The 18,634-nt window shown below is 66.5% G+C and carries 13 protein-coding genes; 7 read left to right on the top strand and 6 right to left on the bottom strand.

From position 1 onward, the window contains the following. The first annotated feature begins 140 nt into the window (after positions 1-140). Genes Q4F91_RS02650 through Q4F91_RS02640 form a run of 3 tightly spaced genes read left to right on the top strand, consistent with a single transcriptional unit; the run spans position 141 to position 3,924 of the window. Positions 141-854 (top strand): ankyrin repeat domain-containing protein, encoded by a 714-nt coding sequence (locus tag Q4F91_RS02650; RefSeq protein WP_303334253.1) that lies wholly within the window; start codon positions 141-143, stop codon positions 852-854. After that, positions 851-3,064, top strand: coding sequence for a U32 family peptidase (locus tag Q4F91_RS02645; protein WP_303334252.1), 2,214 nt, complete (start codon positions 851-853; stop codon positions 3,062-3,064). Before Q4F91_RS02650 ends, Q4F91_RS02645 begins: the two co-directional genes overlap by 4 nt. A gap of 32 nt (positions 3,065-3,096) precedes the next feature. Further along, positions 3,097-3,924 carry a DUF1266 domain-containing protein gene (locus Q4F91_RS02640; protein ID WP_303334251.1) on the top strand — a complete coding sequence of 276 codons (828 nt, stop codon included), beginning with the start codon at positions 3,097-3,099 and terminating at the stop codon, positions 3,922-3,924. Positions 3,925-4,000: 76 nt separating this feature from the next. Here the strand turns inward: Q4F91_RS02640 and ccmI are convergent, their stop codons facing one another. From ccmI to Q4F91_RS02620, 4 genes are all read right to left on the bottom strand, one after another. Further along, positions 4,001-4,891, bottom strand: a complete 891-nt coding sequence (ccmI, locus tag Q4F91_RS02635; RefSeq protein WP_303334249.1) for a c-type cytochrome biogenesis protein CcmI — start codon at positions 4,889-4,891, stop codon at positions 4,001-4,003. A gap of 159 nt (positions 4,892-5,050) precedes the next feature. Next, the gene (locus tag Q4F91_RS02630; RefSeq protein ID WP_303334247.1) at positions 5,051-6,682 is read right to left on the bottom strand and encodes an ammonia-forming cytochrome c nitrite reductase subunit c552; all 1,632 of its coding nucleotides are present in this window, start codon (positions 6,680-6,682) and stop codon (positions 5,051-5,053) included. A gap of 357 nt (positions 6,683-7,039) precedes the next feature. Beyond that, positions 7,040-8,464, bottom strand: coding sequence for a sodium:alanine symporter family protein (locus Q4F91_RS02625; protein WP_303334245.1), 1,425 nt, complete (start codon positions 8,462-8,464; stop codon positions 7,040-7,042). A gap of 150 nt (positions 8,465-8,614) precedes the next feature. Next, on the bottom strand, positions 8,615-9,370 hold the full coding sequence (locus Q4F91_RS02620; protein ID WP_303334243.1) for a GntR family transcriptional regulator: 756 nt from the start codon (positions 9,368-9,370) through the stop codon (positions 8,615-8,617). A 492-nt stretch (positions 9,371-9,862) separates the two neighbouring features. Here Q4F91_RS02620 and dcuC point away from each other — a divergent pair, with 492 nt between their 5' ends. Then, a complete protein-coding gene (gene dcuC / locus Q4F91_RS02615; protein WP_303334241.1) occupies positions 9,863-11,125 on the top strand; it encodes a C4-dicarboxylate transporter DcuC in 1,263 nt (420 codons plus the stop codon). 326 nt (positions 11,126-11,451) lie between these two features. On the opposite strand, the gene Q4F91_RS02610 is transcribed toward dcuC, so the two are convergent. Continuing rightward, the gene (locus Q4F91_RS02610; protein WP_303334239.1) at positions 11,452-12,414 is read right to left on the bottom strand and encodes a LysR family transcriptional regulator; all 963 of its coding nucleotides are present in this window, start codon (positions 12,412-12,414) and stop codon (positions 11,452-11,454) included. 314 nt (positions 12,415-12,728) lie between these two features. Between Q4F91_RS02610 and Q4F91_RS02605 the strand changes: the two genes are divergently transcribed. From Q4F91_RS02605 to Q4F91_RS02595, 3 genes are all read left to right on the top strand, one after another. Next, a complete protein-coding gene (locus Q4F91_RS02605) occupies positions 12,729-14,051 on the top strand; it encodes an anaerobic C4-dicarboxylate transporter family protein (RefSeq protein WP_303334237.1) in 1,323 nt (440 codons plus the stop codon). Between the two features lie 88 nt (positions 14,052-14,139). Beyond that, on the top strand, positions 14,140-14,919 hold the full coding sequence (locus tag Q4F91_RS02600; protein WP_303334235.1) for an alpha/beta hydrolase: 780 nt from the start codon (positions 14,140-14,142) through the stop codon (positions 14,917-14,919). A gap of 37 nt (positions 14,920-14,956) precedes the next feature. After that, on the top strand, positions 14,957-16,090 hold the full coding sequence (locus Q4F91_RS02595) for an amino acid racemase (protein ID WP_303334233.1): 1,134 nt from the start codon (positions 14,957-14,959) through the stop codon (positions 16,088-16,090). 134 nt (positions 16,091-16,224) lie between these two features. Here the strand turns inward: Q4F91_RS02595 and bamA are convergent, their stop codons facing one another. Next, on the bottom strand, positions 16,225-18,546 hold the full coding sequence (bamA, locus tag Q4F91_RS02590; protein ID WP_303334231.1) for an outer membrane protein assembly factor BamA: 2,322 nt from the start codon (positions 18,544-18,546) through the stop codon (positions 16,225-16,227). Between the last annotated feature and the right edge of the window lie 88 nt (positions 18,547-18,634).

The following is an 18,634-nucleotide window of genomic DNA, read 5'->3' as shown; positions in this document are numbered from 1 at the left end:
GCCGTTGCAGAATCAGCGGCCGCACGCCGCCGGGCGTGCCCGCGCCCGGTGATATTCTTTTGCGCGCCTGAGGAGAAAGCGCCCGCCGCGCCTCCCCAGGCCAGAATTCATCCCGTCCAGACTTCCAGCAGAGTTCCCCCATGTCGATCCGTCCGATGCTCGCGGTTCTTGCCGCGTCGTTCACGCTCCTCTCCGCCCTTCCGGCCACGGCCGAGGTCACCATCCGCTCGGAATCCGCGAGCTCTGCGGATTCCGCCACCGAGCTTGACGCCTTCCGTCAGGCGGTGCGACTCGGCTCCGCGCACGCGGTGCAGCAGTACCTTGACCGCGGCCTCTCGCCCAACTTCCGCATGGAGAACGGCGACACGGCCTTCACGTACGCGGTGCGGGGCGACACGCCCGAGATCGCGAAGGCCCTCCTTGCCACGGGCAAGCTCGACGTGAACGAGATGAACAAGTTCGGCGAGACGCCGCTCATGCTCGCCGTCTTCAAGGGCAACGAGGAGCTCTTTGATGCGCTCCTCAAGGCGGGCGCGGATCCCAATGCCGGCCGCAGCTGGACGCCGCTCCACTACGCCGCCACCGAGGGCCGCACCAAGTTCATCGAGCGTCTGCTCGCCGCGGGCGTCTCGCCCAATGTGCAGACCACCGCGGGCGTCACGCCGCTGATCATGGCCGCGAGGAAGCCCTCGCGCGCCGCTGTGGTGATGCTCCTCAAGGCGGGCGCCTACCGCGACTACTGCACCGACCAGGGACGGTCGCCCGCTGACTTCGCCCGCAAGGCCGGCGACAAGGATCTCGCCGAGTACCTCGCCATTCCCGCCTGCGCCGTCAAGGGCCGCGTTGCCAAATGACCTTCGTCACCTCGGCGCCCGCGCGCACTGCGCTTGAGCTTCTCGCGCCCGCGCGCGACGCCGACACGGGCATCGCCGCGATCGATCACGGCGCGGACGCCGTCTACATCGGCGGCCCCGCCTTCGGCGCGCGCGCCGCGGCCGGCAACACCCTCGACGACATCGCACGGCTCACCGAATATGCGCACCGCTACCGCGCACGCGTCTTCGTGGCCCTGAACACCCTTCTCACGGACGCGGAGCTCTCTCCCGCGAGGAAGCTTGCCTTTGACGTCGCCGCCGCCGGCGCCGACGCGCTCATCGTCCAGGACATGGGGCTCCTCATGGGAGAGCTCCCGGAGATTGAGCTTCACGCCTCGACGCAGTGTGACATCCGCACGCCCGCGAAGGCGCGGTTCCTCGAGGCCGCCGGCTTCTCGCAGGTCGTGCTCGCGCGCGAGCTCTCCCTCGAGGAGATCGCCGCCGCCCGGGCCGCCCTCACGCACGCCCGCATCGAGTTCTTCATCCACGGCGCGCTCTGCGTGAGCTACTCGGGCCAGTGCTGGATGAGCGAGGCCGTGACGCGCCGCAGCGCCAACCGCGGTGAATGCTCGCAGCTCTGTCGGCTCCCCTATGACGTGGAGACGCTCTCGGGCGAAAAGCTCCTGAAGCGCAAGCACGTGCTCTCGCTCAAGGACAACGACCAGACCGCGAACCTCGAGGCTCTCATCGACGCCGGCGTCTCGTCCTTCAAGATCGAGGGGCGCCTGAAAGGGCTCGCCTACGTGAAGAACGTCACGGCGCACTACCGCGCGCGGATCGACGAGATCCTCGCGCGCCGCCCCGAACTCTCGCGCTCGTCCGAGGGCGAGAGCTCGCTCACCTTCACCCCGTCGACCGAGAAGGTCTTCAACCGCGGTCAGACCGAATACTTCATCCACGGGCGCGCCTTCGACCGCCCCTACGAGCTCGCCGAACTTGAGAGCCCGAAGCACGCGGGCGAGCCCGCCGCGACGGTCGAGCGCATCGACGGAGACCGCGTCATCGTCAGGGCGCTTCCCGGCGTGGGGTTTGCGAACGGCGACGGCCTCACCTACCTCGCCGCCGACGAGGAGATCCACGGGCTCGCGGTGAACCGCGCCGAGCCCCTCCCGGCCCGCAGGGGCGGCGAGGAGAACCTCTGGGCGCTCTATCCCTCGGAACCTGCATCAAGGCTTCCCGGGCTCGCGCGGGGGCTCACGCTCAGGCGCAACCGCGACCACGCCTTCATGAAGCTCATGGCGGGCAGGACCGCCGAGCGCCGCATTCCGGTTGACCTCATCTTCACGACGCACGAGGACGGGCTCGACCTCGTCGTCACCGACGGCGAGTCCGTGGGCAGCGCCTCGGTCGCGCTTGACCTGCAGGAGCCCTCCGATCCGGAGAAGAACCGCGCGTCGCTCGCCGTGAACCTCGGCAAGCTCGGCGACACGCCCTTCTCGGCGAGGAACGTCTTCATTCCGGAGAACCTCGACGTCTTCGTGCCGGCGAGCTTCGCCAACCAGCTGCGCCGCGCCGCCGTCGAGGAACTGCTCGAGGCACGCGAGGCGGCCCGCGTGAAGCCCCGCCGGGCCCCGGCGGACCCGTCGGCCGAGTCGCCGGACAGGATCCTCGACTTCCGCGCCAATGTCGCCAACCGCGCCGCGCGCGACTTCTGGGAGGCGCACGGGGCGACCGTGACGCAGCCCGCGTTCGAGATAAAACCGGTCGCGCATGCGCCGCTCATGAACTGCCGCCACTGCGTGCGCGCCTCGATGAAGCTCTGCCCGAAGATGCTGAAGGCCTTCCCCGGCATTCTCGAGACCGTTGACCGCGCCATGCTGCGCCCCGAGCCACTCATCCTCGTCAACTCCGCGGGCGAGCGGTTCCGCGCCGAATTCCACTGCAAGGCCTCGCCCTGCGGCATGACGATCGAGCCCGAGGGCGAGTTCGTCCGTGCGAAGCCCCGCGTCGAACGGGACGGGGACGCCGCGCGCCCCGCCCGCGCGGAGCACCGCAGACGTGAGAACGCCCCGGAGCGCGGCAGGCGCCCGGAGGAAGACCGCGGCGCACGGAAGCAGGACAGGCTGCAGGGGAAGCAGCAAAGCCAGGCATTGTGCGAATCAGGCCGCCTGAAGCACAATAAGGGGATGGGCGCCCCGAGACCCCGCGCCGCCGCCTCCAACAACCGCCGCGGCCGCGAGAGGCGCTGAAGAATTTCCCCGACCCGAAGAGTCACCTTGAGATGCTGAACGACGACGAGCCCTTTGAGATTCTCTCTCCGAGCCCCGCGATGACCGCGCTTCTCTCGACGCTCGAGAAGAAGCTCGCCGAACTCCCCGACCCCGAGGCGAAGGCCCCGGGCATCGCCTGGGAGGATCTGCCCTTCGTGGAATTCGTCTCCGCCGCAGCGAAGCTCCCGCTGATGCTGATGGGCTGGGCCGGGGGCGAGATCGCGCGCGACGACGTGGCGGCGGGCGAGATCCTCCACGAGCTCTCGACCGACTTCGGCATCATGAGCGGCGAGGACCTCGACGAGCAGCTCTCGCTCCTCATCGAGGGCGCCTGCTCGGCGGCTGAATGGCGCCGCATCGCCGAGGCTCCGACGATCTCGAAGTTCCTCAAGAACGACACGCTCCTCGGCTGGGGCGGCTTCGAGGTCGAGAACCAGGACAAGGACCTCAGAGCCCGCCTCGAGCGCCGCCGCATGATGGTGGACTTCTACCGCGAGCGCGTCGACTGGACGGGGCTGCGCGCGCCGGACCTGCTCAAGGGGGCGGCGCTCCTCAGGAAGGCCATCGCCGCCGACATCCTCCCCGACCGCGACACGGGGCTCTGGAGCGCCCGCATCGGCGCGGAGCTGCTGCTGCGCTGCGGCTCCTGGCAGGGGCTCGCCCGCGCCGCGCTCATGGGCGAGGTGTGGCAGGGACTCGCGCAGAACGACCGCGCGGCCGCCGACGCCCTCACCCGCGCCTCGGCCGCCGTTGACGCGCTGCTCGCGCCCGGGGGCGCATGGACGCTCCTTCCCTGGCCCGAGCAGACGGCCGACGCGGAGGAGCCGGAGATCATCTGACCGCCAGAAAATGCAAAACCGGACTTCGCCCAAGGGAAATCCGGTTCTGCGCAAAAGTTCTTCGGAAGGCGTCCGCTCAGGGCGCCTTTTCCATGTCCGCGGCGCGCGCTTCGAGCATGCGGAGCGTCTGCTCCGCGCGCATGTAGTCCGGGCTGTCCGGGCTCATCTGAGCGAGGAGCGTGCGCGTGATGTTGCGCGCCGTGACCCAGTCCTCGGCCGCGACGGCGCCCATGAGCGCGAGCTGCTCGGCGCGCGGGTCGCCGGGCTTCAGGACCAGGGCCTCCTGCAGCGCCTTCGAGGCGTCCTTGTAGAGCGACTCCTCGCGGGCGGTGAGCACCGCGGCGCCGTACTCAAGCATCACGTCCGGGTCGCGGGCGATCTTGGCCGTTGCGTCACGCGCGGCCTTGTAGGCGAAGGAGGCGGCACGGAAGTCGCCCGCCTCGACCTTCTTGTGGGCGAGGAGCACCCAAGCGCGGCCGTCCTTCGGGGCGCGCTTCAGGTACTGCTCGATCGACTCGGCGGAGGCCGAGCCCTCGAGCACCTTCTGCGCCTCGGCGAGCTCGAGGAGCTCCGGGGAGCCGAGGAAGGCGTAGCTGCCGCAGGAGACGAAGGTGATGAGGCACGTGACCGCCGCGGCCATCTGGGCGCGCGTCAGGCGGATCGGCGCGGCCTTCGGCATCGCCTTCTCCTCGGCGTTGAGCGCGGGGGCCTGCTCCTCGAGCACGCGTGCGCGCAGGTCGCCGAGCATCGCCTCGTACTGTTCAGACGTCAGCCGCCCGTCGGCGAGGTCGGCGTCGAGACGCGCCTTCTCCGCGGTGAGCGCCTCGCGCACGAGTTTTCTCGCCGCGGCGTCGCGCTCCTCGGGCGCCTGTGCCTCGCGGGCGCGCAGGATCGTGGGGAGCACCGCGACGATGGCGACGATGAGCATGAGCGCGCAGATGGCGTAGAGAACCCAGGGATTCGACATGGAGAGCCTTGCGGACGGTGATGAAGAAGGAATCTGTTGAGGAGTGCGGAATCGTACTCCAAGAAAAGGGGACGGATCCTTACGGATCCATCCCCCTTATGGTGAAGCTTTTTTACTGCGGCCGGAGCGCTTCAGTCACCGGCCTGTGCCAGGAGAGAATTACTTCTTCGCGGCGGCCTTCTCGGCGATGGCCTTCCTCAGGAGAGCCGTGGCGTCAGAGGCGGCCTTGGCGGACTTGGCGAGGCTGCGGGAAGCCTGATCCGGGTTGTGGAAGTACGCACCGTTGGCGGCCGTCCAGTATTCCCAGTTCACGTGAGCGCTGGCGTGGAGCTTGCGGGCTTCGTCGAGGACCTTCTGGTCAACGCCGCTGGCGATCGCGAGTTCGAACGCGTCGAACATCTGATCCATGCGGGACTCGGCCTCACGAACCTTGCCGTCGAAGTGACCCTTGAGGGTGTCGATGGCCTTGTTCATCTGGGCCTCGGTCTTGTCCTTGTGGCAGGTCAGGCAGGTTTCCTGCATGTAGTGACGCGGCGAGGTGGACCAGTGCAGCGTGTACATCTTGCCCGTCTTCTCGTCCTTCACCTTCGGCATGTGGCAGGAGGCGCAGGTGGCGCCGGCCTTGTCATGCTTCGAGCCGAAGTACGTCTCGGTGTCCGGATGCTGCATCTTGATGAGCGAGGCGCCCGTCATGTTGTGCTTGAAGTCACGGAAGCCGACGGCGTCGTAGTACTGCTCGATCTGGTCAGCATTGACCATCGGGAAGAGGTTCGTCAGGCGGCTGTCGAAACCGACCTTGTTGCCCGTCTTGGCGTCGAAGCCCGGGTTGCAGACGTACTCGACGTGGCACTGGGCGCACATCAGGTTGGAGTCAGCGCGCTCCATGATGCCGACCTTGCGGACGAAGCCGCGCATGCCGTAGTCAACGACCTCGACCTTGGTCTTGTGGGCGGCGTTGTCCTGCCAGACGTTCGGCAGACCCTTGTTGTCACGCGTGATCGAGTCGATCAGGGCGTCGCGGACGATACGCGGCTGCGTCGTGTGCGGATCGTGGCAGAAGTTGCAGTTGAGAGCGTGGTTGATGTTGCGGACCACGTCGACCGGGTTGGAACCGCGGCTGAAGGTGGCGCCCTCGACCTTGTCGCCCATGTAGGCCCAGTCGAGGATCAGGTCAGCCGACTTGCAGCTCCAGCAGACGCCGTTCGCGGCAGCGGCGTAGCCGGAGCCCTTGTGCGCCTTCTGGGCGTTGTTGTCAGGATAGTTGTCCTTGAGGACGTCCCACACCTTGTAGGACTTGCCGCCCTCGAGGGTGGAGTAGAGCCAGCCCATCTTGGGCTCGAAGCGGCCGCCGAACGCACGGTCGGCGATGAACTGGTCCATGGCCATCCACACGTGGGCGCGCGGAAGGGCATGTTCCTTCGTGAAGCCGTGGGCGCCGAGGGCGCGGTCGAAGAACGGGTCGGGCGACGGACCGGTCGTGACCTTCTTCGAGATGCGCGGAGCGCGGCCCTCGTCCTTGTAGAGGGACGTGTACTGCGGCTGATGGCACATGCCGCAGTTGGCCGGGTCGAGGTTCGTCGTCGGACGGGCCTTCGGGCTCTTCAGATGCTCGTCAAGACCGGTGTGGCAGGACGTGCAGGCGACGTTCTCGTGCTTCGTGCCGGCATGAGCCTTGGTGATGTTGGGGTGGCAGGCCGCGCAGTTGCTGAGGTCAGCAGCCGAGGCGATGCCCGTGGCGCCGAGCGCGAACATGGCGGCGGCGAGAGTCGTAAGACAATGAAGGGACTTCATGGTTGGTCTCCTTTCCGGATGAACAGCCCCCGTGATGGCAGGGGTCTGCTCAAGGGACGCTGGAATTGTTCTTTTATGTTAGGAATTTTATTTTTGCTTAATCTTTTCTTAAAGATCCCCAAAGGGAGGGGGTCTCCGACAGTTGAAAGTCATTCTCAAAGGCTGTCTTCCCTAGAGCCGCAGGGGTTTTGAGGCAACTGAGGTCAAGGTTGATACTCATTAAGGGGTAATTCAGACCTCTCCCGGGTCTCCCCCGGCACCACCCCCGGGAGGTGTCCGGGGGATGCAAAGAAGCCCGCGCCGGTGATGTGCTCACCGCTGCGCGGGCTTCGACTTGGATTTGCTGTATCAGATGTTTCAGACGTTCTCGTCGTCCTTCTTTCTCGGCCAGCACATCACGCCGTGGGTCGAGGGGAGCACCGACGGATCGAACTCGGGCTCGCGGATGCCCGCGGCCTTCTGCCTGAAGTAGTCCTTCTGCACGATGAAGGCGATCTTGCCGAGGAGCGCGATCGCCACGAGGTTCGTCATTGCCATGAAGGCCATGAAGAGGTCGGCGAGGTTCCAGACGAGCGTGAGGCTCGCGACCGACCCGAACACCACCATCACGATGACGAGACCGCGGTAGATCTTGCTCGCCTTCGGACGGCGGCTGATGAAGTCCATGTTGACCTCGCCGTAGAAGTAGTTGCCGATGATCGAGCTGAAGGCGAAGAAGAGGACGATGACGGTGAGGAAGTAGCCGGTCCAGCTGCCGAGCTGCCCCTCGAGGGCGTGCTGCGCGAGCTCGATGCCGATGACGCCGGCGTCACGCCAGTCGGGCGAGAGGAGCACGATCATGGCCGAGGACATGCAGACCATCAGCGTGTCGACGAAGACGCCGATCGCCTGCACCAGGCCCTGCTTGGCGGGGTGCGTCGCGTCCGCGCAGGCCGCGGCGTTCGGCACCGAGCCCATGCCGGCCTCGTTCGAGAAGAGGCCGCGCTTGACGCCGGTCATCACCGCGAGGCCGAAGCCTGCGCCGGCCGCGGCCTCCATGTCGAAGGCGCTCCGCACGATGAGGGCTAGCACCTCGGGCACGAGCGTGATGTTCATCACGGTGACGATGCCCGCGACGGCGAGGTAGAGACCGGCCATGAGCGGAACGAGCCAGCCGACGACCTTCGCGATGCGGTCGAGCCCTCCGAAGATCACGAGCCAGGTGAGCACCGCCACGCCCGCGGCCGAGATCCAGGGATCAACGCCGAGCGAGGCCTTGAGCGAGAGCGCGATCGTGTTGGCCTGCACCGAGTTGAAGATGAGGCCGTAGGTGATGGCGAGCAGCACCGCGAAGACGGTGGCGAAGAAGGGGGAGCCGAGCGCATTGCCGATGTAGAAGGCCGGGCCGCCCACGAAGCCGCCGCGGCGGCGCGGGGCCTTGTAGACCTGCGCGAGCGTGGACTCGACGAACCCGGTGGCGGCGCCGAGGATGGCGATCACCCACATCCAGAAGACCGAGCCCGGGCCGCCCACGGTGACGGCGATCGCGATGCCGGCGATGTTGCCCACGCCCACGCGCGAGGCCGTGGAGACGCAGAACGCCTGGAAGGTGGAGATGTGGCCCTCCTTCGTCTTCGCGCCCACGCCCTCGGTGAGGAGGCGCGCCATCTCGGGGAGACGAACGATCTGCACGAAGCCCGTGCGTATGGTGAACCAGATGCCGAGTCCGACGAGCATCGCGATGAGCACGTAGGACCAGAGAAAATCGTTGACTGCAGAGACGAGGGTATTGAGGAGTTCCACGGCCGAGGCTTCCTGTGGTGACTTGTTGTAGTAGGTTTTTCCTTTGCCCGGGGCAAAGAGAAAATTTTAACCCAGTCACTTTTGGCGGGGAATACCCTCCCGAAGGCCGGGACCTCCCGTAAACAATGGGATCCGGGGAAGCGTCCCCGGTCAGAAGAACACCAGATGGAACCCTTCCGTCACGGCGGTCTGGATGCGGTACTCGACCGCCCGGCCGGAGACGTTCCTCGAGACGCGCTCGAGCCGAATCGCCGGGCAGGGAAGCGGCACGCGGGCGACGGCGGCCTGCTCGGGGTTGAGGAGCACCGCCTTGGCGGTGTCCTCCACCTGCGTGACCGTCACGTCGCACTCGTGCTGGTAGAAGCCGTAGATCGAGCGGATGTCGACGTCGATCATCTCGCGGGTGAGCCTCGGGAACACGTCCCTCGGCAGCCAGATCTCGTCGAAGGCCGTGCCGGGCTGCTGCTGCCTCGCGAGCACGAAGACAAGTTCCCGGCGCAGGTGGATCACGGGCATGGTCGGGGTGATCTCGAGCGCCCGCGCGACGCGCATGCTCGCCGGAATCTCCTCGAAGAGCACGAGCTTCGGCGTGGTCTGCCAGGCCCCCTCACGGTCCGGGCGGAAACGCTGGAACTGCCGGCGCGTGAAGTCGCGGTTCCTGCCGTAGTCATTGACATAGGTGCCCTTCCCCTGCCGGCGCACGAGGAGTCCGTCGTCGACGAGTTCCTTCAGAGCCCGGCGCACAGTGCCCTGGCTCACGCCGAAGAGCTTCGCGAGCTCGATCTCATTGGGGAGGACCGATCCCACGGTCCACTGCTCCGTGCGGATCCTGAGCAGAATCTCGTCCTTGACGCTCTGGTAGAGCGATTTGCGCTGGATCGTTGAAAACGGGGAAAAATCCGGCATCAGTCTCTCCTGACATTCCTGTTGATATCGCACTCTGCAATGAGACACAGTGGAAGCAACCGGCGTGCCCGGCCGCTCTCCGGCGCCGCGACGCCGCGCTCGGGAACTTTGCCAGATCCACAGTCAGTTACCTGACTCGAAGGAAGTCCCGGGCTTCCTCAGCATCCTGTTTTTCCTGGAAACCGTCCAGTCAGACGTTACCTCTGAAGAGATAGTCCTTTAACTTTTATCCTATAGCGATATCAGGCATTTCCTGACCCATGATAATTCATCTCCGGCGCGGGAAAAACCGAAAATTAGCGCCTTGAATGCATCCGGAGAGTGTCCCGATGCACAGGACTGAAGGCATCCGTCAGAGATGCCGCCCTCCGGCGCCCCCTGAAACTGGAAGCGCCGCGGGGGATCCCGCACCCGATTGACACCAGCGCCCGCCCGCTCCCTCATGAGGGAGAACCGCCCGGGTTCACCCCAAGTCATCCAGTCGACCCAGTCATGGCAACCTTCACCTTCTGGACGGCGATCGTCGTCGTCATTCTCACCGTCATCGCGCTCGTGAAACGCATCGAGACGCGCTTCGTCCTGCTCGCCGCAGGCCTCTTCCTCTGCGTGATCTCGCTCAACCCGATGTCGGCTCTCAACCAGTTCGTCAAGTCCATGACGAACTCCGGCCTCATCCAGTCGATCTGCTCGGCGATGGGCTTCGCCTTCCTCGTCGGCTACACCAAGGCCGACATGCACCTCGTGCAGCTGCTCACGCGTCCGATGAAGGCGCTCGGCATCTTCCTCATCCCGGCCTGCACGATCGTCACCGCGATCATCAATGCCGCCATTCCGTCCGCGGCCGGCTGCGCCGCCGCGGTCGCGACGACGCTGCTCCCGGTCATGATCCGCGCGGGCATCAGCCCGGCGGGCGCGGGTGCCGCGATCCTCGCCGGCACCTACGGCTCCTGCTACAACCCGGGCATTCCCCACATCGTGATGATCTCCGAGATGGCGGGCATCCAGCCGATGGAGTTCATCATCTCGCACTCGCTGATGTACGCGATCATGATCGCGATCGGCGCCGCCCTCGTCACCGTGGTCGAGCTCCTCCTCAAGGACCACAAGACCTCCGGCTCGGCCGAGGGGTTCGAGGGCATGGGCGAGAAGCTCGAGAAGATCAACCTTCTCTGGGCCGCCGCCCCGCTCGTTCCGCTCGTGATCCTGCTGCTCGGCAACACCTGCGTGCCCGCGCTGAAGATGGGCGTCGCCCACGCGATGCTGATCGGCGTCATCTACACGATGATCGTCACGCTCTGCAATCCGCAGAAGGCCATTCCTGAGTTCTTCAACGGCGCCGGCAAGGGCTACGGCAACGTTCTCGGCATCATCATCGCCGCGGGCGTGTTCGCGGGCGGCCTGCGCGAGGCCGGTCTCGTCGACGCCCTGATCGAGGCGCTCAAGAACGTGGGCGACTTCGCCCGCATCGGCGGCGGCGGCGGCGTCTTCCTGATGGCCATCCTGACGGGCTCGGGCGACGCGGCGACCTTCGCCTTCAACGAGGCCGTGACGCCCCATGCGCCCGAACTCGGCATGACGATCAGCAACCTCGGCAACACGGCGCTCGTGAGCGCCCAGCTCGGCCGCACGATGAGCCCCGTCGCCGGCGTCGTGATCCTGATCTCCGGCCTCTGCAAGGTCAATCCCCTCGAGCTCGTCAAGCGCACCGCGATCCCGATGATCGTCTGCTGGCTCGCCGTGATGATCTTCTTCTGATCACTCTCTTGCGGCGCTTCCTTCGCCTTGGGGAAGCGCCGGGGCACCTCAAGCCCGGCGTCCTTCCTCATCCTCCTCTCGATCGACGCCGGGGCCCGTCAAGGAGCGTGTCCGACAGGACCGCTCCTCTTTTTTACCCTTCTTGTGATCAAAATTGATTTTTTCCGTTCATAAATTGCCACCACAGAGCCTTTTTTGATCATCAGAATATTCCTCAGGCGACGCACTTTCCGTGCGGCGCACTTCTTTTCTCTTTTCTGAGGATCCCCCTGGTGGTGGTTCAGGACGCCTCCGGCCGAGCACCGGGGCGTCCGTTTTTTTCGATTTCAGGCCTCAAGGAGCGCCTCATAGGCGTCCATGCATCCCCGGATGTAGGTGAGGTAGCGCTCGGCGAAGAAATCCGCGAAGTCGCGCACGCTCTTCTTGCGGTGCCCCCTGGCGGACATGTAGAGGCACGCCGTCCTGCGGGGGCTCGTCCACCCGGGCATGACGAGCGAGAGGAAGCCCTGCCGCTGCTGCCGGATGAAGTACGGCAGCGCCACGTCCGGGATGATGCCCGCGCCGAGCACCGCCGCGTTGATCGCGTCGATCGTGCTCGTGAAGACGGTCGTCGCCTTCCAGTCGAGCCGCTCGTGAACGCCGTCGCGATAGAGGTGCGTCACCGACGCGCGGCTCGCCGTGTGGAGGAGCAGCCCCTTGTGCGCCGAGCACTCCGAGGGCCTGGTCGGCGCGCCGTGCCTTGCGATGTAGTTGGGCGATGCGCAGGCGACGAGCGGAATCTCCGCGACCTCGCGCACGATCGTTCCCTCGGGCATCTCGTCGGCCGTGCGAAACGCGCAGAGCAGGTCGTGCTCGGAGCCGTCCGCCGCCGTGAAGGGGTGCTTCGAGCCCACGGCCATGTCGCGCATCTCGATCACGGCCTGCGGGTGCAGGCGCTGGTACTCGACGATAAGCCCCGTGAGGAAGTCGTGGCGCAGGCCGGCCGCCGCAGCGACACGGATCACGGCGCTCTCGGAGTCCGCGTCCTCGAGGAGTTCCTCGCGCATCAGCTCCTGCTGCCGGATGATTCTCTTCGCATGGCGGTAGAGACACTCGCCCTCGCGCGAGAGCTGCATGGGCCTCGCCCGGCGCACGAAGAGCGGCATGCCGACCTCCTTCTCAAGCGCCCTCACCGTGCGGAAGATGTTGCTCGCCTCCATGTCGAGCGGCGAGCTCGCGTCGCGGGCGCTGCCGCACTCGACGATGCGGCAGAAGATGCGCAGGCAGTTGATGTTGTCGAGCTTGTCCATTTTCCTTTCCCCTCCCCGGAGGGCTCCGATGCCGCCGGGGCATGGCCTTCCATGCCTCAGGGTTGTGATCAGATTTGATTCTCTAGAGGCAGTTTCAGCCTCCAGTTTATCAATTCTGACAAGGATAATTTTCCTGTCCGATCTTCAAGGACACCCCGGGCGGAGCCTCAGGCGCATGACCAGTCCGAGGCGGGAGAGCCGCGGAGCTCCCCGCTCAGACGCGCAGGCCGGTCCGGAGAGAAACATCAACCCCCAAGCGAACGGAGCCCGCCCCGGGAAGCGGGACCGGACTCCTTCGAGGAGCAACCTCCACCATGGCAATCACTTTCTGGATCGAGCTCGTCATCGTGCTCGCATGCATCTTCATCGGCGCGCGCTTCAACGGCGTCGGTCTCGGCATCTGGGGCGGCGTCGGCCTCTTCGTCATCAGCATGGTCTTCGGCGTCACGCCGACCGCGCCCCCGGTTGACGTGCTGCTCATCATCCTCGGCGTCGTGACGGCCGCGGCCACGATGGACGCCGCGGGCGGCATCGACTGGCTCGTCTCGATCGCCGAGCGCATCATCCGCGCGAACCCGAAGTACATCACGATCATCGCCCCGCTCGTCACGTGGCTCTTCACGTTCCTCGCGGGCACGGGCCACATCGTCTACCCGCTGCAGCCCGTGATCTACGAGGTCGCGATGTCCGCGGGCATCCGCCCCGAGCGCCCGATGGCCGTCGCGACGATCGCCTCGCAGCAGTCGATCACCGCCTCGCCCATCTCGGCCGCGACGGCCGCCATGCTCGGCATGTTCGCCGCCTACAACTTCACGGACTTCGGTCTGCCGCAGATCCTCATGATCTGCGTGCCCTCGACCCTCGTCGGCGTCATCATCGCGGGCTTCATCTCGATGCACCTCGGCCGTGAACTGGCCGATGACCCCGAGTTCCAGGCCCGTGTCAAGGCCGGCCTCGTGAACCTGCCGAAGGCCGGTGAGAAGAAGACGATCAAGCCCACGGCCCGCCGCTCCGCCATCGTCTTCCTCATCTTCGTCGCGATCGCCGTCGCCTCGGGCCTGATCCCTGAGCTGCGCACGCTGCCCGGCTCCGACAAGCCCGTCGGCATGGCCACGGTCCTCGAGATCTTCATGCTCGTCAACGCCGCCGCGATCCTCGTCACGTGCCGCCCGAAGGTCGATGACATCGTCCGCACGGCCACGATGCGCGCCGGCCTCGTCGCCATGATCGGCATCTTCGGCCTCGCCTGGCTCGGCGACTCCTTCGTCGCCGCGAACAAGGCCGACCTCATCAACACCGTCGGCGACATCGCCCGTGCGATGCCCTGGACCTTCGCCTTCGTGCTCTTCTTCGTCTCGGTGCTGCTCTACTCGCAGGCCGCCACGGCCCGCGCCGTGATGCCGCTCGGTGCCGCGCTGGGCATCCCCTGCCAGACGCTCATCGCGATGTACCCGGCCGTGAACGGTTACTTCTTCATCCCGACCTACGGCTCGCTCGTCGCCGCCATCGCCTTCGACGGCTCCGGCACGACCCGCATCGGCAAGTACGTTCTCAACCACTCCTTCATGATCCCGGGTCTCGTCGCGACCATCATCGCGGTCTCAACGGGCCTGCTGATCACGAGCATCCTCTACTGATGTCCCTGGGGAACGGGCGGCGAACCAGACTCCTGCGGCGAACCGCCCGGTTCCTTCCCAGGCAAATTCCGTGAAGAGGCACAGGCAAATGACCGGCTTTCTCTCCCGCACGATCGAGGGGCTCTTCCTCAGCACCGACAGACAGCGCTACTGGAGCCCGGAGCACTTCGGGCTCACGGGCCGCGAGATCCTCTCCCCCGCCCCGGACGGCTCAAGAGTCAGCACGCTCGTGATCGACCCCGCAGAAGGAAAGCCGGCCGGCACCGTGCTCTACCTCCACCCGGGCTCGCACAACCGCGGCTTCCATCTCCCGCAGGTCGCCTGGCTCGCCGCAGCGGGCTGGCGCGTTCTCGTCCCGGACTACCGCGGATCCGGCGCGAGCGAGGGCTCCCTCCGCCCGGACCTGCTCCACGAGGACGCCGAGGCCGCCGCAGCGGCGGCGGATGTCAGGCCGGGCGAACTCATCGTCTTCGGTCAGGGCGCCGGCGCCCATGCGGCTCTGCGCTTCGCCGCCCGCAACCCGGTCCTCTGCCGGGGACTGGTGCTCGAGAGTCTCTACGCCACCCGTCGCGGCTGGCTCATCCACCGCTACGGCCCCGGCATCGGACACCTCTGCGCGGCGCTCCTCGAGAGCGAGACGCCCGAGCCCGCGGAACTTCTTTCCCGGACCGGCATCCCCACGGCGCTGCTCCATGCGGAGCGCGACGCGTGGCTCCCCGCCGCCGAACACCGTGCCCTTCTCCGCCACATCCCGGCCAACTGCACCTGCTGGGAAGCGCCCGGGGCGAAGACTTCCGAGCCCTTCATGGCCCCCGGCATCTGGCGCGAGAAGTTCCTCTGCTTCGCCCGCTCGGCACTCGCGGCCTGACCCCATCCCCCGAATTCCTTTTCTGAAGAATCCAAAGATGACTTCGAATCTTTCCTGCGCCGGCATCCTCGGCACTGAGACGTCCCCCGCCGCTGCGGCGCTCCGCAGCGAATTCACCCGCCGCGGCGTCGCCGCGCTCACGCCCGCCGAAGCGCTTCCCGCCTGGCCCGTTACGGTCCCGGAGGAAACGCGCCGCACGCGCATCGCCCGCGAGGGCGCCGTGAAGGCCGCGTACCTTGACGAGGCGCTGAAAATGATCGCCGGCGGCGCCGAAGTGCTCGTCCTCACGGAGAGAAACGCCGCGCCCTGGCTCGCCGAGCTTCAGGCCGAGCTCACGGTTCCCGTGGTGGAGGCCGGCGACGATGCGGCCCACACCGCCGACCGCATGGCTGAGGCCCTCCGCGCGGGCGTCACCCGTCCCTTCCGCATCGGCCTCGTGGGCGGCCTCGGGCCGGCCGCGACCGTCGATCTCTACAAGAAGATCGTCGACGCAACGCCCGCGAAAAACGACCAGGAACACATCCGCGTCCTCGTCGACCAGAACCCGCAGGTTCCGGACCGCACCGAGTATCTGCTGAACGGCGGCGCCGACCCGACGCTCCCCCTCTTCTCGGCCTGCCGCCGTCTTGAGGCGATGGGTGCCGATCTCCTCCTCATCCCCTGCAACACCGCGCACGCGTTCCTCGAGGGGTTCGGCGCGAAGCTCCGCGTCCCCGTCCTCAACATGCAACGCGTGACGATGGAGAGCATCCGCGAGAAGTTTGGCGAACGGGCCGTGATCGGGCTCCTCGCGACGACGGGCACCTGCCGCACGGGGATCTACGCCGACAAGGCCGGGGAGACGGGTCTCACGCTCGTCACGCCCGAGCCCGCGCACCAGGCCGAGGTGATGGAGGCGATCTACGGCAAAAAGGGCGTGAAGGCGGGCTTCACGACGGGCGAGTGCCGCGACAGTCTGCTCGCGGCCGCGCGCCACCTCGTGCGCGACAAGGGCGCGACGGTGCTCATTCTCGGCTGCACGGAGCTGCCGCTGATCCTCACCGAAAACGAGTGCCAGGACTTGGGCGATGGGCTCACGGCAGCGGTCGTGGATCCCACGGCGACGCTCGCGCGCCGTGCGGTTCAGACCGCGATCGAGTCGGGCCGCACGCCGCTCTCCAGGGCGAACTGAGCAGAGCGAACTTCATCGAAGTCTCCCCGGCCGCGCCCGTCGGCCGGGAACCCCACAGACACAAAACGCGCCCCGTTTCGGCGGGACGCGTTTTGTTTTTCTGAGCCTTCCGTCAGGCCTGAGGCAGGGTTCGCTTAGAAGCCCGTGCCGATCTGGAACTGGAAGCGCTGGGTGTCGTCACCCGGTTCCTCGTTGAGCGGGAAGGCGATCGAGAACTTGAGCGGGCCGAGCGGCGAGATCCACGCCACGCCGATGCCGGTCGAGTAGCGCAGGTCGCCGAAGTCGATCTTCTGGCGCTCGTAGTTGCCCTGGCCGTCGCCCATGTAGCCCCACGAATAGCCGGCGTCGAAGAAGCCGAAGATTCGCAGCGTGCGGTCGCCGCCCGGGAGCGGGGCGAGGAGCTCGACGTTGCCGACGATCATGCGGTCGCCGCCGAGGTAGTCGGAGCCGGGATCAGCCTTGTTCTCGCGCGGGCCCAGGGTGCCGGACTCGAAGCCGCGGACCGAGCCGATGCCGCCCACGTAGAAGTTCTTGAAGAACGGGTACTGGTCGGTGCCGCCGTACACGTCGCCCCAGCCCACTTCGCCGTTGAACGCGAGCGTCCAGGTGCGCGAGAGCGGAATGTAGCGCTGGTACTGGTAGGTGGCCTTGTAGTACTCGATGTCGAGGCCCGGCAGACCGAACTCGCCCGAGAAGCGCTGATAGGAGCCTCGGGTCGGGGCGAGCGAGTTGTCGCGGCTGTCGCGCGTCCAGCCGGCGGTGAGCGCGACCGAGACGGGGTTCTTGCCGAACTTCTCGACGTAGTTGATGTAGCGGCGCGGCGAATTGCTGTTCGCGCTCACCTTCGTCGACTCGACGCGGGTGCCGAGGTAGATGCGGTCAAGCTCGGTGAACGGGATGCCCCAGCTCACGCCGGCGCCTCGGGTCTCGTACTTCACGTCCGCGACGTCGAGGTCCTCGAGGTCGACGCGGCGGTCGTAGATGTCGTAGGAGCGGCTCACGCCGTCAACCGTGACGTAGGGCTGCACGACGGAGAGCGCGTAGGTGCGCTGCGAGCTCGAGGTGTTGACCTCGACCGAGAAGGAGTTGCCCGTGCCGAAGACGTTGTTCTGCGCGAAGCCGGCCGACAGGATGATGCCTTCCGAGGTGGAGTAGCCCGCGCCGAGCGAGATCGAGCCGGTCGGACGCTCCTTCACGTTGACCTCGAGGTCAACCTGATCGCGGGTGCCAGCGACGGGCTTGGGCTCGGCGGTGACGGTCTCGAAGAAGCCGAGACGGTCGATGCGGTCGCGCGAGAGCTTCACCTTGTCGCTGTCGAACCAGGCTGACTCGTACTGGCGGACCTCACGGCGGATCACTTCGTCGCGGGTGCGGTTGTTGCCCGTGATGTTCACGCGGCGGACGTAGGCGCGGCGGCCCGGGTCGATCGTGTAGACGATGTCGACCGTGCGGTTGTCCTCGTCGGAGACCGGGTTGGCGTTCGCGCTCGCGAAGGCGTAGCCGAGCGTGGAGAGCTTGTCGGTGATCGCGGTGGAGACGTCCTTGACGGCCTGGGCGTTGTAGATGTCGCCTTCCTTCAGGGTCACGAGGGCATTGAGCTGATCATCGAGGCCGAGCATGTCGCCCTGGAGCTTCGCCGAGCGGATCGTGTACTTCTCGCCCTCGGTGATGTTGATCACGATGTAGACGTCGGACTTGTTCGGCGCGATCGAGACCTGCACGGAGTCGATCTTGAAGTCGAGGTAGCCCTGGTTCATGTAGAAGGAGCGGATCGTCTCAAGGTCCGCCGCAAGCTTCTCGCGCGAGTAGAGGTCGCGCTTCGTGTACCAGGAGAACCAGTTCGGCGTGCCGAGCTGCATCAGGTCGGTGAGGTCCTCGGTGTCGAAGAGCCTGTTGCCCGTGATGCGGATCGAGGCGATCGAGCTCGCCTTGCCCTCGTCGACGTTGATCGTGATGCGGACGCGGTTGCGCTCGAGCGGCGTCACCGTCGTCGTGACGTTCGCGCCGTAGTAGCCGCGCGAGAGGTACTGGCGGCGCAGTTCCTGGTCGGCGCGCTCAAGGATCGCGTGGTCGAAGATGCGGCCCTCGGCGAGACCCACGTCACGCAGGCTCTTCTCGACGGCGTCCTTGTCAAAGGCCTTGATGCCGTGCGTCTCGATCGTCGCCACGGCCGGGCGCTCGATCACCTGCACGACGAGCACGTCGCCGTCCTGGGTGAGCGTCACGTCACGGAAGAGTCCGGACTGATAGAGCGAGTGAATCGCGCGGACACCCTTCTCAGGGGTGTAGTCCTCGCCGGCGCGGAAGGGAAGGTGCGAGAACACCGTGCCCGGCTCGGTTCGCGTGAGACCCTCGACACGGATGTCGGAGATGGTGAAGGCAGAGGCCGACCCGCCGAGGAGAAGGGCGGCGCAGAGGCCGGCCGCGAGGCGGGTGAGTGGTTTGTGGAGATGCAAGACGAACTCTCTCGAAAACTGTCTGCTCGAAGGCCGGCTGCCCGGTAGACGCCCGCTCTTCGCGGAAAACGCGCGGATTTTCTCAAAA

The sequence above is a fragment of the Sutterella sp. genome (assembly GCF_030539355.1).
In the GTDB taxonomy this organism is placed as follows: Bacteria; Pseudomonadota; Gammaproteobacteria; order Burkholderiales; family Burkholderiaceae_F; genus Sutterella.
The sequence above is the reverse complement of the archived record's forward strand: the minus strand, read 5'-3'. Positions and strand labels throughout refer to the sequence as shown.

Excerpts from the sequence above, each read along its gene's own strand:
- Q4F91_RS02650 (WP_303334253.1), top strand. The coding sequence starts at position 141 with ATGTCGATCCGTCCGATGCTCGCGGTTCTTGCCGCGTCGTTCACGCTC.
- Q4F91_RS02645 (WP_303334252.1), top strand. The coding sequence starts at position 851 with ATGACCTTCGTCACCTCGGCGCCCGCGCGCACTGCGCTTGAGCTTCTC.
- Q4F91_RS02640 (WP_303334251.1), top strand. The coding sequence starts at position 3,097 with ATGCTGAACGACGACGAGCCCTTTGAGATTCTCTCTCCGAGCCCCGCG.
- ccmI (WP_303334249.1), bottom strand. The coding sequence starts at position 4,891 with ATGTCGAATCCCTGGGTTCTCTACGCCATCTGCGCGCTCATGCTCATC.
- Q4F91_RS02630 (WP_303334247.1), bottom strand. The coding sequence starts at position 6,682 with ATGAAGTCCCTTCATTGTCTTACGACTCTCGCCGCCGCCATGTTCGCG.
- Q4F91_RS02620 (WP_303334243.1), bottom strand. The coding sequence starts at position 9,370 with ATGCCGGATTTTTCCCCGTTTTCAACGATCCAGCGCAAATCGCTCTAC.
- dcuC (WP_303334241.1), top strand. The coding sequence starts at position 9,863 with ATGGCAACCTTCACCTTCTGGACGGCGATCGTCGTCGTCATTCTCACC.
- Q4F91_RS02610 (WP_303334239.1), bottom strand. The coding sequence starts at position 12,414 with ATGGACAAGCTCGACAACATCAACTGCCTGCGCATCTTCTGCCGCATC.
- Q4F91_RS02605 (WP_303334237.1), top strand. The coding sequence starts at position 12,729 with ATGGCAATCACTTTCTGGATCGAGCTCGTCATCGTGCTCGCATGCATC.
- Q4F91_RS02600 (WP_303334235.1), top strand. The coding sequence starts at position 14,140 with ATGACCGGCTTTCTCTCCCGCACGATCGAGGGGCTCTTCCTCAGCACC.
- Q4F91_RS02595 (WP_303334233.1), top strand. The coding sequence starts at position 14,957 with ATGACTTCGAATCTTTCCTGCGCCGGCATCCTCGGCACTGAGACGTCC.